Source organism: Streptomyces sp. MUM 2J (genome assembly GCF_022414535.1).
Taxonomy (GTDB): Bacteria; Actinomycetota; Actinomycetes; order Streptomycetales; family Streptomycetaceae; genus Streptomyces.
In genome coordinates, this window is sequence record NZ_JADWYM010000055.1 from 26,308 (window position 1) to 39,740 (window position 13,433).

The following is a 13,433-nucleotide window of genomic DNA, read 5'->3' on the forward strand; positions in this document are numbered from 1 at the left end:
GGGTGTGTCCGGCACCGGCCGAGCCGCACCCGGGGGAACCGCGCAGGGCCGTCCTGCGGATCCCGGTCGCGGCGTGGGGGTGGGGTGCTCAGGGGCCGGGCATCGGGGTGCGCGCCCGGACGGCGAGCCGCTGAACATTTCCGGCCGCGGCACTAGCCTGGAATCGCACACATGCCCCTTGCCGAAAGGGGGCGGCCATGGCTACCCCATCGAAGGCGGGCGCGGCTCTCACCGCACTCCGCGAGGATCTGGCCGGAGAGGTGTTCACCCCCTCCGACCCGGGCTACGACGAGGCGCGTGTCGTCTTCAACGCCATGATCGACCGGCGTCCGGCGGTGATCGCGCAGTGCGCGAACGAGTCCGACGTCGTGCGGTCCGTGCGCTGCGCTCGGGAGCTGGACCTGCCGGTCGCGGTGCGCGGGGGCGGCCACAGCGTGGCGGGGATGGCTCTGGGCGACGGCGCCCTGGTGGTCGACCTGCGCCGGATGCACGAGGTGACCGTCGATCCGGCGGCGGAAGCGGTGCGGGTGCAGGGTGGCGCGACGATGAGCCATCTGGACCGGGCCACCGAACCGTACGGGCTCGCCACGACCGGCGGCCGTGCCTCCACCACCGGTGTCGGCGGCTACGTCCTCGGCGGCGGAAGCGGCTGGCTGGACCGCTGCTGCGGACTGGCCGTGGACAACCTGCTGGGTGTCGAGCTGGTCACCGCCGACGGGGGACGGACACACGCGAGCGCCGACGAGAACCCCGAGCTGTTCTGGGCCCTGCACGGTGGCGGCGGCAACTTCGGCATCGCCACCGCGCTCACGCTGAAACTGCACGAACTGCCCGCGTTCTCCATCGCGTTGCTCCTCTATCTCCCGGAACACGGCCCGGAGGTCACCCGCACCTACCGCGAGGTCATCGAGTCCGGGCCCCAGGAGGCGAGCGGCGGCGTGCTGTACTTCACCGGCCCGCCGGAGGAGTTCGTGCCGGAGCACCTCGTGGGCAGGCTGGCCATCGGCACGCTGCTGACGTACGCGGGCCCGGAGGAGGATCTGCGCAAGCTGGCCCAGCCGCTGCTGGCGCTGCCGCACGAGGGGGAGATCGTCGGGGCGATGCCGTACGCCGACGTGCAGTGCATGATCGACGACCCGCCCGGGATGCGGAACTACTGGTCGGCGGAGTACCTGAACGGTGCTCCGGACGACTTCGTGGCCGTCTTCTGCGGGCTCGCCGACTCCATGCCGGTGCCCACGGGGACCCAGCACGCGCTGCTGCCGCAGGGCGGCGCGATCGCCTCCGGACCGCACGACTACCCGGTGCCCTACCGGGACGCGCCGTGGGTCGTGCATCCGTTCGGCATCTGGGAGGACCCGGCCGACGACGCGCGGTCCGTCCAGTGGGTCCGCGACGTCCGCACCGCCGTCCGGCCGTGGAGTTCGGGCGCGACCTACCTCAACTTCATCGGCGACGAGGGCGCCGAACGGGTCGTGGCCGGGCTGGGCTCGGGGAACATCCGCCGGCTGGCGGAGGTGAAGCGGGCCTACGACCCGGACAACGTCTTCAGGTTCAACCACAACATCGGCCCCGCCTGAGGACGTGGCGGGCGGCGCCGTCCGTGCTCCGGAGGGCCCCGACCGCACGCCGTGCTCAGCGCGGCGTGTCGATCACCTCCCGCGCGGCCCGCTCCCCTTCGGTGGCGCCCCCTCCGCGTACCCCCGGAAGTCGTGGCTGCCGTGCCGGCCGCCGACGTGGACGCCGCCCTGGGCGGTCCCCCCGTAGCCCGGGTACCTGATGAGGATGCCGCCGGTGCCCGGCTGGATCCTGGTGGTGTCCGAGGTCTGCCGGACCTCGTGTGGTGCACCGCGGGCCGGTGATCGCCCCGGGTGACCGCCCGGAGATGCTGCCGGAACGCACGCGCAGGTAGCGTCCGCTGCATGGACACCCGCACCGACCACCGATTCGACACCCAGGGCGCCGGGATCACCGTGCAGCGGGCACTGGAGCTGCCGGGGCTGCGCAGCGGGCTGCCCGAGGTGCTCGCGGGCGCCGACCGGCTGCACCGCACCGTGCGGTGGGTGCACGCGGGCGAGGTGCCCCACATCGCCTCCCTGCTCAAGGGCGGTGAGCTGCTGCTGACCACCGGCTACGGGCTGGGCACCCGTCCGGCCGAGCAGCGGGCGTTCGTACGGACGCTGGCGGAGCGGGACATCGCGGCCCTGGTGATCGAGCTGGGCCCGCGGTTCACCCGGCTGCCGGCGCCCCTGGTCGACACGGCGCGCTCGGCCGGGCTGCCGCTCGTCCAGCTGCACCGCGAGGTGCCGTTCGTGACGGTGACCGAGGAGATCCACACCGAGATCGTCAACGGCCACTACGCCCTGCTGCAGCGGGCGGAGGAGGTGCACCGCCGCTGCACCGGGGCTCTGCTGGGCGGCGGCGGGGTGCCCCAGGTCCTCGGCATCCTGGCGGACTTCAGCGGCAACCCGGTGTTCCTGGAGACGGCAGACGGCCGGCTGCTGTACGCCGCCGGCGCCGGGCCCGAGGGTGCGGACCCGCTGCAGGTCTGGGAGGGACTGCGCGGCCAGCACAAGGACGTGCCACCGCCGTCGGGTTCGGTCCTGGTCGACGTGCCGGGCGGTGGGGCGGGAGCGGGCGCGGTGCGGGCCCGGCTGGTGCTGCTGCCGGTGCGGTCCCCGCTCGCGCCCGTGCACCGCATCGCCGCCGAACGGGCGGCGGGGATCCTGGCGGTGGTGCTGATGCAGGCCCGGCAGGAGGAGGAGCTGGCCGCGCGCGGACGCGGCGACTTCCTCACCGACCTCGCCGAGGGCCGGATCACCGAGGAGGACGCCCCGGCGCAGGCCCGCGTACTGGGCTTCAGGCCGGGCGCCGGGCCACTGCTGCCGGTCGTGATGCGGCTGGGCGACGCCCTCTCCCCCGGCGGCGGCTGGGCGGTGCTGGCGCGGGCGGTCGCGGAGGAACTGACCTCGGTGGGCGTGCCGGTGCTGCTCGGCGTGCGGCCGGTGGAGGGCCGCGTGCTGGTGCTGCTCGGCCTGCGTTCGGAGCCGGAGCGCCCGGCCGTCGCGGACCGGGTCGCCGCGGCGCTGCGCGCGGGGGTGGAGCGGGCGGGGATGCAGCGGCCGGGCGGACAGCCGCCGGTGGTGGTGGTCGGCGTCGCGGGCGGGTGGGCGGCGGCTTCCGCGGGCCTCAGGCACGCGGCGGAGACGGCGACCGCGGCGCAGGGACTCACCGACCGTCCCTGGTACGACGCCCGCCGCCTCGACATCGACCTGCTGCTGTGGCGGCTGCGCGGCCATCCGGACCTGGCGGCGTTCGTCGACCGCGCCATCGGTCCGCTCCGCGACCACGACCAGCGCTCGCGGCCGCCGCTGCTGCCCACGCTGGAGACCTATCTCGCCCACGCCGGCCGCAAGGCGGAGACGGCCCGCGAACTCCACCTCAACCGGCAGACCCTGTACAACCGGCTGGCCCGGATCGGTGAACTGCTCGGCACCGACCTGGACGACCCGCAGACGGTGCTCGCCCTGAGCCTGGCGCTGCGGGCGCGGCGGCACGTCGGCTGAGGGCTCGCCGGAACCGTGGCACCCGCCACCGAGCGGACCGGCCAGCGCGGGCCCCGCGACCGGACGGGGGCGAACGCCGTCTGACGGGGCTCTAGGCGAGCGGGCGCGGCTGGGTCAACTCGTCGTAGACGCTGAGGACCTGGGCGACCGTCTCGTCCTCGGTCGGCCAGGTGGCCCTCTGCCGTACCCCGTTGTCCCGCAGTTCCTCGCACCGCACGGGGTCCCCGAGCAACCGGACGACCGCGGCGGCGAGCGCCGCCTCGTCCGCTTCGGGGACGAGTTCGGCGGCGTCGCCCACGAGTTCGCGGATGCCCGCGGCGTCGACGGCGACCAGCGGGACCCTCGCGTGCAGGGCCTCCTGCGCGAGCACCGAGCGTGCCTCCCGGCCGCCGGGCAGCAGCGCGAGATCGGCGGCCGCGAGCAGTTCGCCCACGTCGCCGCGGCGTCCGAGGAGCCGAACCGGAAGCTCCTCGCGCTCGATACGGCCCTGGAGATGGGTCCGCAGCGGCCCCTCCCCGGCGATGACGAGCAGGGGCGGCGGGTCGAGCCGGCGCCAGGTGCGCGACGCGTCCAGCAGCACGCCGTACCCGCGGTGCCGGTCGAGTGAGCCCACGGCGACGAGCAACGGGCGTCCGGTGGAGCCCAGTTCGGCGTGCAGCTTGGGCCGGGGCCGCTCGGGGTCCTCCGGTCCCGGGGCGGGTCGCCGACCCGGCAGGCCGACCGCCGCGAGCCGCGCGTCGCGCGCACCGGTGCGGCGGGCCCGGTCCACCAGGTCCGAACTGGTGCCCAGCACCACGGCCGCGGCCTTCACCACGCGCCGCTCCAACAGGCGCACCAGATGGGCGCGCGCGCCTTCGGCATACGCGTGGTTGTGCCAGGTGACGACGAGCGGGGTGGTGCGGCCGCTGAGCGCGAGGACGGCCCGGAAGGAGGCGTGCAGACCGTGCGCGTGCACCAGGTCGGCGTCGGTGCAGGCCGCCCGCAGGGCGGCGACGGAGGCGGGGTCGCTGCTCCGTGGCACGTGCACGTGGTCGGCGCCGGTCGCGGTGAAGCCGTAGGCGTGATCCGCCTCGGCGGGGGCGCACACCGTGACGCGCACGCCCCGCGCGACGAGCCCGGCGGCCAGGGAGCGCACGTGGGCGCTGCTGCCGGCGTTGCCTCCGCCCAGCACCTGCACGGTGCGCAGCGGCAACTGGCCGTGCGGTGAGGGGCTGATCGGGCTCACGTGGCCGGGGCTCCTGGTTCGGCGTCGGGCGGTCACGAAGAAACGTACAGAAGGATCACTCGCCGGGTGTGTGCCGTGCGGAGGTCTCCCCGCACCCCGCCAAGAATGCCAGGACGCACGGGCGTTACGGGAACACCGGGGGCGCGCGCTTGGTCAGCCCGCACTCCCACATCACTCACACGAGTGAAGGAACTGCCCGGCCCACCCGGTCCCCGCACACCGCCGCGGCCGCCGGCGCGGCAGCGGGCGCCAGCGGCCCGGTCCGCCCGTTGCCCGCGACGACGGCTGCGCCGAGAGTCGCGCCCGGCGCGTGCGCACGGGTGTCCCCCGACATCACGCCTCCCCCGGATCATCGGGGAGCACGGCCGACGTGGCCCCGGCGGCGGACGGCTCGCCCACCGGCCCGGGCTCGCGGCCGTCCCGGCGCCGGGCCGTGTCCGCCCACCCCGCGCCGCGGCGGGCCGGGCGCGGGGTGACGCGATCGGTGTCCCGCTCGTCGCGGGCCCGGGCGTCAGCGGTCGGCGCGGGCCGTCGCCAGCAGTTCCTCCGCGTGCGCGCGGGCGGTCTCGGAGTCCTCCTGGCCGGCGAGCATCCGCGACAGCTCGCGGATGCGGTCCTCGCCCTCCAGCGCCTTCACACCGGAGCGGGTCACGGAGCCGTCGTTGGTCTTCTCCACGAGCAGCTGCCGGTCCGCGAAGGCGGCCACCTGCGGCAGATGGGTGACGACGACGACCTGCGCGCTCCGCGCCAGCTTCGCCAGCCGCCGTCCGATCTCGACGGCGGCCTTGCCGCCGACACCGGCGTCGACCTCGTCGAAGAGGTACGTCGGCACGGGGTCCGTGCCCGCGAAGACGACCTCGACGGCGAGCATCACACGCGACAGCTCACCGCCCGACGCGCCCTTGGCGATCGGCCGCGGGGGCGCCCCGGGATGCGGGGCGAGCAGCAGCTCGACCTCGTCGACGCCCGACGGCCCGTACGCGACCGTGCGCCCGCCGGCCTCGACGCCCTCCGGGTCCTCGGTCTGCCGGATGGCGAAGGACACGCGCGCGTGCGGCATCGCCAGCGAGGCCAGCTCGGCGGTGACTGCGGCGGCGAACCGCTCGGCGGCCTCGGTCCGGGCGTCCGTCAGGGCCCGCGCCAGCCCGCCCAGTTCGCTCCGCAGCGCGTCCCGCTCGGCGGTCAGTTCCCCGATCCGCTCGTCGTCGCCGTCCAGCTCGTCCATGCGGGCGGCGCTCTGCTCGGCCCAGGCCAGCACGGCGGCGACGTCCTCGCCGTACTTCCGCGTCAGCCCGGTCAGCACGGCCCGCCGCTCCTCGACGGCCGACAGCCGCAACGGATCGGCGTCCAGGTCGTCGGCGTATCCCGCCAGCTCCCCGGCCACGTCACCGAGCAGGATCCCGATCTCCCCGATCCGGTCGGCGAGCGCGGCCAGCGCCGGATCGTGCGACCGTACGGCCTCCAGAGCCCGCTGGGCGCCCGCGACGAGAGTGGCCGCGTCGATGCCCTCGGGGTCCTCCGGGTTACCCGCGAGAGCGGCGTGCGCGGCCGTCGCGGCCGACGACAGCGCCTCGGCATGGCCCAGCCGCTCGGCCTCCGCGGCGAGTTCCGCGTCCTCCCCGGCGCGCGGCTCGACCGCGGCGATCTCGTCCAGCCCGTACCGGAGCATGTCGGCTTCCTGGGCCCGCTCCCGCGCACGCGTGGTGATCTCCTCCAGCTCCGCGGAGACCGCGCGCAGCCTTCGGTGGGTCTCGGTGTACCTGGCGAGCGGCACTGCCACGGCCTCCCCGGCGTACCGGTCCAGTGCCTGACGCTGCCGGGACAGCTTCAGCAGCCCCTGCTGGTCGGTCTGCCCGTGCACGGCCACCAGGTCGTCGGCGAGTTCGGCGAGGAGCCCCACCGGCACCGACCGGCCGCCCAGATGCGCCCGCGAGCGCCCCTCGGCCGAAACGGTACGGCTGACCAGCAGCGCCCCGTCGTCCAGCTCCGCCCCCGCCTCCTCGGCCCGTACGACGGCGGTGGCACCGGGCGACACGGCGATGCGCCCCTCCACGACCGCCTTGCCTGCGCCGATCCGCACGAGGGCCGGATCAGCCCGACCGCCGAGCAGCAGCCCGAGGCTGGTGACCACCATGGTCTTGCCCGCACCCGTCTCACCGGTGACGGCGGTGAACCCGGGCGACAGCTCGACGACGGCGTCGTCGATGACTCCGAGTGACCGTATCCGCATCTCTTCCAGCACGGTGAAGACCATACGAGGTCCGGGCCGGGGAGTGCGACCGCCCCGCCTGTGTCACCCCCGCGGGCGGCGGTCCGGCCGGTCGAGGTGCGGCGTCCGGCACGTGCGTGCCGGGACGGCACTCAGTGCGGCGCCCCCCGCCACCCGGCGACCGGCAGCGCGAACTTCGCCACCAGCCGGTCCGTGAAGGACGCGTGGTGCAGCCGGGCCAGCCGCACGGGCACGGCACCCCGCCGGACCTCGACGCGCGCCCCCGGCGGCAGTTCCACCGTCCGCCGCCCGTCGCACCACAGCACACCGGGCGGAATGTGCGGCAGCACCTCGACCGCGAGCACCGAGTCCGGCGAGGTGACCAGCGGCTTCGCGAACAGCGCGTGCGCGCTGATCGGCACCATCAGCAGCGCCTCCACCTCCGGCCACACCACGGGCCCGCCGGCGGAGAACGCGTACGCGGTGGAGCCGGTGGGGGTCGACAGGACGATCCCGTCGCACCCGAACCCCGTCACCGGGCGCCCGTCGACCTCCAGCACCACCTCAAGCAGCTTCTCCGCGCCGGCCTTCTGCACGGCGGCCTCGTTGAGCGCCCAGTCGGTGTGCACGATGTCGCCGTTGCGGTGGACGACGACGTCGACGGTCATCCGCTCCTCGACCTCGTACGAGCGCGCCACCACCCGGTCGACGACCTTGTCCAGGTCGTCCCGCTCGGCCTCGGCGAGGAAGCCGACCCGGCCGAGGTTGACGCCGAGCATCGGCACCCCGGACGCCCGCGCGAACTCGGCACCGCGCAGCAGCGTCCCGTCACCACCGAGGACGATGAGCAGCTCGCACCCGTCGAGGCACTGCGGGGTCGCCTCCTTGACCGTCTCCACCTCGTCGGGCAGGGGCAGGTCCAGTGCCTCGTACTCCAGGACGCGCACCCCGATGCCGGACCGCAGGAGTCCTTTGACCACGAGCTCCGCACTGCGGATGGCCGCAGGCCTTCCCGTGTGGGCGAGCAGGAAAACAGTACGAGCTCGGTTCTGTGTCAACGCGGCCCCTCCGCCACTGCACGGTCAACGTCGGCCGGGTCCGGGGCGGGCGCCCCGGCACACAGCCACAGAAAGTACTCGACGTTCCCGGACGGCCCGGGCAGCGGACTGGCGGTGACACCCTTCACCCCGAGCCCCAGTTCCCAAGCCTTCCCGGCCACGCCCCGCACGGCCTCCGCCCGCAGCTGCGGACTCCGTACGACACCCCCGCTGCCCAGCCGCTCCTTGCCCACCTCGAACTGCGGCTTGACCATCATCACCAGATCGGCATCCGGCGTCACGCACCGCACCAGGGCGGGCAGCACCAGCCCGAGCGGGATGAAGGACAGATCTCCCACGACAAGCTCCACCGGCACTCCGTCGATCGCCTCGAGCGTCAACTCGCGTACGTTCGTACGGTCCTTGACGGTGACGCGTTCATCGCTCCGCAGAGTCCACGCGAGTTGCCCGTACCCGACGTCGACGGCGACGACGTGCGCGGCTCCGGCGCGCAGCAGGACGTCGGTGAAGCCACCCGTGGAGGCGCCGGCGTCGAGCGCCCGCCGCCCCCGGACGACGAGGCCCTTGGGTACGAACGCCTCCAGCGCTCCGGCGAGCTTGTGCCCGCCGCGGGAGACGTAGTCGGGATCACTGTCATCGGTGCTGACAACGATCGCGGCGGCGGTCTCCACCTGCGTGGCCGGTTTGGTCGCGACGGTCTTGCCCACGGTGACCCGGCCGGCGGCGATCAGCTGGCTGGCGTGCTCACGCGAGCGCGCGAGCTTCCGGCGGACCAGCTCCGCGTCCAGACGGCGGCGTGCGACTCCTGCCACGTTCGGTTCAGCTCCTGTTCCCGTACGACGAATCCGAAGGGTGCGACCCGAAGGGTCTCATTGGGGGGCGGCGGCCGGGTCGCGGGTGGGCGCCGGAGGTCCCGGGCGCGTGTCGAGCGCGGTGAGCGCGTCGCGCAAACCCCGGTGTACATCCTCGTACACCTCGACGTGCCCGTCCGTGGTGAGGTGGTCGGCGTCGGCGAGCCGCTCCAGGACGGCGTCGACGCCGGCGTTGCCGGTGGAGGTGCGGGGCACGTCCAGGGGGGCCGTGGCGGCAGGGCCCTCCTCGGGCCCCTCCGCGTGTTCCACTCGCACGTCGGCTCCGGGCAGGGTGTCGCTCATGCCCAGACGCTACCCCGAACCACTGGGGTACCGTCGATCGCGATGGCCACGATCGAGGAGTGCCGCGCCGCACTCGAGAAGCTTTCGGACAACATGCAGCGTGCCGAGGGGAACGTCCATGAGGCCGTGTCCCTGGACCGTTCGGTGAGCTGCCACATCAAGGACCTCGACGTCACCTTCGTCGGGCGGATGACCGGCGGCCGGATCCGGGTGGACGACACCCTCCCGGGATCGCCGCGGGAGAGGGCCGAGATAAGGCTTGTCCTGTCGGGGGACGACCTGGTCGCCCTCGTCGACGGCGACCTGCACTTCGCCCGGGCCTGGGGCTCGGGCCGGGTGCGGCTGGAAGCCGGGCTGATGGACCTGTTCCGGCTCAGGAAGCTCCTCTAGGGGCGTGCCGGGCGATGTTCGCCCCGTCGCGGCAGCGGCCGCCACCCGCGGATGCCCTGGTGCGGGTGGCGGCCCCGGCCGACGAGGCCGGGGACGGTCATGCCGTCCGGCGCGATCGCCGGCCGGGGCAACAGGCCGAGGGTCCGGGCGACCTTCCGGGCGGGCGTCGACCGCCCGGCCTCACAGCCCCAGGCGCGCCAGCGCCTTGCCCGTGTCGAGCCCGCACGAGCCCTCGCCGGCCGCGGTCCAGGCCGCCCCGCACAGCGCGCGCAGGCCGTCCAGGACCGCCCCGTCACCGTCGAGTTCCAGTCGCTCCGCACCGGCCGACGCCGTCCACCCGCCGCACCGGAACCCGTCGCCCGTGCCCGCGACCTCGGGCTGGCCGCCGAGCATGCCCCGCAGATCCGCGTCCACGTACGTCGGCCGGTGCTGCGGTGGCGCGGCCAGCAGCTGCGCGCCGTCGGTGACGCCGGTCAGCACCAGCAGCGAGTCGACTCCGCCGTTGAACGCCCCCTCGATGTCCGTGTCGAGCCGGTCGCCGACCACCAGAGGCCGCTCGGCCCCGGTCCGCAGGATCGTCTCCCTGTGCATGGGCGGCAGCGGCTTGCCCGCCACCTGCGGCTCCGCGCCCGTCGCGATCCGCACGACCTCCACCGCAGCGCCGTTGCCCGGCGCGATACCCCGGCCGCTCGGGATCGTCAGGTCGGTGTTGGACGCGAACCACGGCACTCCGCGGGCGATGGCGTAGGACGCCTCCGCGAACCGTCCCCAGGCCAGGTCGGGCCCGCCGAAGCCCTGCACCACGGCGGCCGGATCGTCGTCGGCGGACTCCACCGGCTCCAGGCCCCGCTCCCGCAGCGCCACCCGCAGCCCCTCGCCCCCCACGACCAGCACCCGCGACCCGGCGGGCAGCTGCTCGGCGATCAGCCGCGCCACCGCCTGCGCGGAAGTGATCACGTCCTCCGCCCCGGTCGGTATCCCCAACTCGGTCAGGTGAGCAGCCACCGCGTCCGGGGTCCGCAGCGCGTTGTTGGTGACGTACGCCAGGTGCATGCCGCCGGACCGGGCAACGGCGAGCGACTCCACGGCGTGCACGATCGCCCGCCCGCCCGCGTACACCACGCCGTCCAGGTCGAGCAGTGCCGTGTCGTACGCCTCGCTCAAGGCCCGCGCGCTGCCCTCGGGCCTCGTCCTGACGCTCTGGCTCATTCCGCACCGCTCCTCGGTCGCTCGCTTTCCCCCGATCATCCCGCATGCCACCGGCACACGTACGATGCCGGGATGAACTCTGCAGGTCACTCGGAAGCAACGGCGCCCCGAGGCCTGGAACTGACCCCGTTCCGAGGCCTGCGCTACGACCCCGACCGGGTCGGCAGTCTCGCCGCCGTGACGTCCCCTCCGTACGACGTCGTCGTCCGCCCAGACGGCCTGCACCATCTTGAGGCCGCTGACCCGCACAACATCGTCCGTCTGATCCTGCCGCAGGCCGGCACCCCCACCGCCCGCAACGAGCAGGCCGCCGGCACCCTGCGCCGCTGGCGCGCCGAGGGCGTCCTGACGGCCGACGCCGAACCGGCCCTGTACGTGTACGAGCAGCACGACGGTGACGGCATGCTCCAGCGCGGCCTCATCGGCGCCCTGCGCGTGTCCGAGCCGTCGGACGGTGTGGTCCTCCCGCACGAGGACGTGATGCCGCACGTGGTCGCCGACCGCGCCGCCCTGATGCGCGCGACCTCCGCCAACCTGGAACCTCTGCTGCTGACCTACCGGGGCGACGCCGCGGCAGCCGCCACGACCAAGCTGGTCGAGCGCACGGCCGAACTGCCCCCGCTGCTGTCCACCACCACCGAGGACGGTTTCAGCCACCGCCTGTGGGCCATCACCGACCACGCCGACGTGGCCCGCGTCCAGGCGGAGCTGGCGGAGCACCAGGCCCTGATCGCCGACGGCCACCACCGCTGGGCCACCTACCGCCGTCTCCGCGCGGAGCATCCCTCCCCCAGCCCCTGGGACTACGGTCTGGTCCTCCTCGTGGACACCGCCCGCTACCCGCTGCGCGTCCGGGCCATCCACCGTCTCCTGCACGGCCTGCCGGTCGCCGACGCCGTGGCCGCTGTGGAGGGGCTGTTCCGCGTACGACGGCTGGAGGCACCGCTCGCCGAGGCGCTGGCGGCCCTCGCCGATGCGGCCTGCGACAGCAACGCGTTCCTGCTGGCCGGGGACGGCGCCTTCCATCTGATCGACCGCCCCGACCCCGGGCTGCTGGCCCGCACGGTCCCCACCGACCGTCCCGCGGCCTGGCGCAGCCTCGACGCCACGGTCCTGCACGCCGCGCTCCTGGACCACGTCTGGCACATCGCCGAGGACTCCCCGGCCGACATCGCCTACATCCACGACACGGCCGCCACCGTCGCGAAGGCCGAACGCGACGGCGGTACGGCCGTCCTGATGCATCCGGTGCGCGAGGACGTCGTCCGCGGCCTGGCCCGCCAGGGTGTCACGATGCCCCGCAAGTCGACCTCGTTCGGCCCGAAACCGGCCTCGGGACTGGTCCTGCGCGCACTGGAGCCCTGAGGCACGGCAGGAACGCCGAAGGGGCGGGGCGATCAGGGCCCCGCCCCTTCCTCATGACGGTGTGCGGATGTCAGACGTCGCCGTCGCGCGCGTCCTCGCCACCGGAGGCACCCCCGGTCTCGCTCGCATCCTCGGCCGCGTCAGGGCGCGTGACGTCGGTCGCGTTCCCGCCCTCGCCCGCGTCCTCGTTCTGGTTCTCGTCGAGCGCGTCGACGAATTCCACGCCGTCCAGCTCGGCGAGCCGGTCGGAGGCGTCCGTGCTGCCGTCCCGGTCGGCCTCCACGGCCTTGGCGAACCACTCCCGGGCCTCGTCGAGACGGCCGGCGGCCAGCAGCGCTTCCGCGTACGCGTACCGCAGCCGCGCGGTCCAGGGCTGCACGGAGTGGGAGGCCAGCTCAGGGCTCTGGAGCGTCACGATGGCCGCGTCCAACTGCCCCATGTCACGCCGGGCACCGGCCGCGACGAGCCGCATCTCCACCTGACCGGCCTTGTCGAGCTTGTGCACCTCGGTCGCCCCGGCCATGTCCAGCGCCTTCTCCGGCCGTCCGAGCCCGCGCTCGCAGTCCGCCATCACGGGCCACAGCTCCACGCTGCCGGTCATCCGCCGCGCCGCCCGGAACTCGGCGAGTGCCTCGGCGTACTTCTGGTTCGCGTACGCCGCGAAACCTGCCGCCTCGCGCACCGCGGCGACCCTCGACGCCAGCCGCAGCGCCACGCGGGAGTAGCCGTAGGCGCCCTCGGGGTCCTCGTCGATGAGCCGCGCGACCATCACCAGGTTCTTGGCGACGTCCTCGGCGAGCGTCTTGGGCAGGCTCTGCAGCTCCTGCCGCACGTCCTTGTCGATCTCGTCGCCCGTGACGTCCTCCGGGATCGGCAGCCGCTTGATCGGCTCCCGGTCCCGGTCGCGCTCGTCGCGGAACCGCCCGCCGCCGCCACGCCGGTCGTCACGCCGGTCATCACGCCCGCGGAACCCGCCTGGCCGACCGCCGCGGTCGTCACGGCGCGGCCCACGGCCACCGCGGTCGTCCCGGCCCCGGAACCCACCACGATCGTCACGGCGGTCGTCACGCCGGAAACCACCACGATCATCCCGGCGATCGTCACGGCGGTCATCACGCCGGAAACCACCACGATCATCCCGGCGGTCATCACGCCGGTCGTCACGGCCCCGGAACCCACCACGATCCCCACGATCGTCACGGCGGTCATCACGCCGGAAACCACCACGATCATCCCGGCGATCGTCACGCCGGTCAT

Annotated in this window: 11 protein-coding genes and 2 pseudogenes; 4 read left to right on the plus strand and 9 right to left on the minus strand. The window is 74.4% G+C overall.

Annotated features, from left to right (window positions below; all coding sequences use genetic code 11):
- Positions 1-197 precede the first annotated feature (197 nt).
- Positions 198-1,580, plus strand: a complete 1,383-nt coding sequence (locus tag I3F54_RS29250) for an FAD-binding oxidoreductase (protein ID WP_240121941.1) — start codon at positions 198-200, stop codon at positions 1,578-1,580.
- 342 nt (positions 1,581-1,922) lie between these two features.
- Positions 1,923-3,566: a PucR family transcriptional regulator ligand-binding domain-containing protein gene (locus I3F54_RS29255; RefSeq protein WP_240121942.1), complete on the plus strand. Its 1,644-nt coding sequence runs from the start codon at positions 1,923-1,925 to the stop codon at positions 3,564-3,566.
- Between the two features lie 91 nt (positions 3,567-3,657).
- On the opposite strand, the gene I3F54_RS29260 is transcribed toward I3F54_RS29255, so the two are convergent.
- From I3F54_RS29260 to I3F54_RS29285, 5 genes are all read right to left on the minus strand, one after another.
- A complete protein-coding gene (locus tag I3F54_RS29260) occupies positions 3,658-4,791 on the minus strand; it encodes a glycosyltransferase family 4 protein (RefSeq protein WP_240121943.1) in 1,134 nt (377 codons plus the stop codon).
- Between the two features lie 511 nt (positions 4,792-5,302).
- Positions 5,303-7,045, minus strand: coding sequence for a DNA repair protein RecN (gene recN, locus I3F54_RS29270; protein ID WP_240121944.1), 1,743 nt, complete (start codon positions 7,043-7,045; stop codon positions 5,303-5,305).
- Between the two features lie 107 nt (positions 7,046-7,152).
- Positions 7,153-8,058, minus strand: coding sequence for an NAD kinase (locus tag I3F54_RS29275; protein ID WP_240121945.1), 906 nt, complete (start codon positions 8,056-8,058; stop codon positions 7,153-7,155).
- Positions 8,055-8,870: a TlyA family RNA methyltransferase gene (locus I3F54_RS29280; RefSeq protein ID WP_240121946.1), complete on the minus strand. Its 816-nt coding sequence runs from the start codon at positions 8,868-8,870 to the stop codon at positions 8,055-8,057. Before I3F54_RS29280 ends, I3F54_RS29275 begins: the two co-directional genes overlap by 4 nt.
- Before the next feature lie 57 nt (positions 8,871-8,927).
- Positions 8,928-9,212, minus strand: a complete 285-nt coding sequence (locus I3F54_RS29285) for a hypothetical protein (RefSeq protein WP_240121947.1) — start codon at positions 9,210-9,212, stop codon at positions 8,928-8,930.
- A gap of 42 nt (positions 9,213-9,254) precedes the next feature.
- Here I3F54_RS29285 and I3F54_RS29290 point away from each other — a divergent pair, with 42 nt between their 5' ends.
- A complete protein-coding gene (locus tag I3F54_RS29290) occupies positions 9,255-9,602 on the plus strand; it encodes a sterol-binding protein (RefSeq protein ID WP_240121948.1) in 348 nt (115 codons plus the stop codon).
- A 41-nt stretch (positions 9,603-9,643) separates the two neighbouring features.
- On the opposite strand, the pseudogene I3F54_RS29295 reads toward I3F54_RS29290, so the two are convergent.
- Together I3F54_RS29295 and I3F54_RS29300 are read right to left on the minus strand one after the other, a co-directional pair.
- Positions 9,644-9,775 (minus strand): annotated as a pseudogene (locus tag I3F54_RS29295) (ABC transporter ATP-binding protein); the annotation flags it as partial.
- Between the two features lie 7 nt (positions 9,776-9,782).
- Positions 9,783-10,811, minus strand: a complete 1,029-nt coding sequence (locus tag I3F54_RS29300; protein ID WP_240121949.1) for an HAD-IIA family hydrolase — start codon at positions 10,809-10,811, stop codon at positions 9,783-9,785.
- A gap of 72 nt (positions 10,812-10,883) precedes the next feature.
- Between I3F54_RS29300 and I3F54_RS29305 the strand changes: the two genes are divergently transcribed.
- On the plus strand, positions 10,884-12,176 hold the full coding sequence (locus tag I3F54_RS29305) for a DUF1015 domain-containing protein (RefSeq protein WP_240121950.1): 1,293 nt from the start codon (positions 10,884-10,886) through the stop codon (positions 12,174-12,176).
- A gap of 70 nt (positions 12,177-12,246) precedes the next feature.
- Here the strand turns inward: I3F54_RS29305 and I3F54_RS29310 are convergent, their stop codons facing one another.
- Positions 12,247-13,008 (minus strand): tetratricopeptide repeat protein, encoded by a 762-nt coding sequence (locus I3F54_RS29310; RefSeq protein WP_240121951.1) that lies wholly within the window; start codon positions 13,006-13,008, stop codon positions 12,247-12,249.
- A pseudogene (locus I3F54_RS29315) lies at positions 12,945-13,433 on the minus strand (hypothetical protein); the annotation flags it as partial. The gene I3F54_RS29310 and the pseudogene I3F54_RS29315, both read right to left, overlap by 64 nt.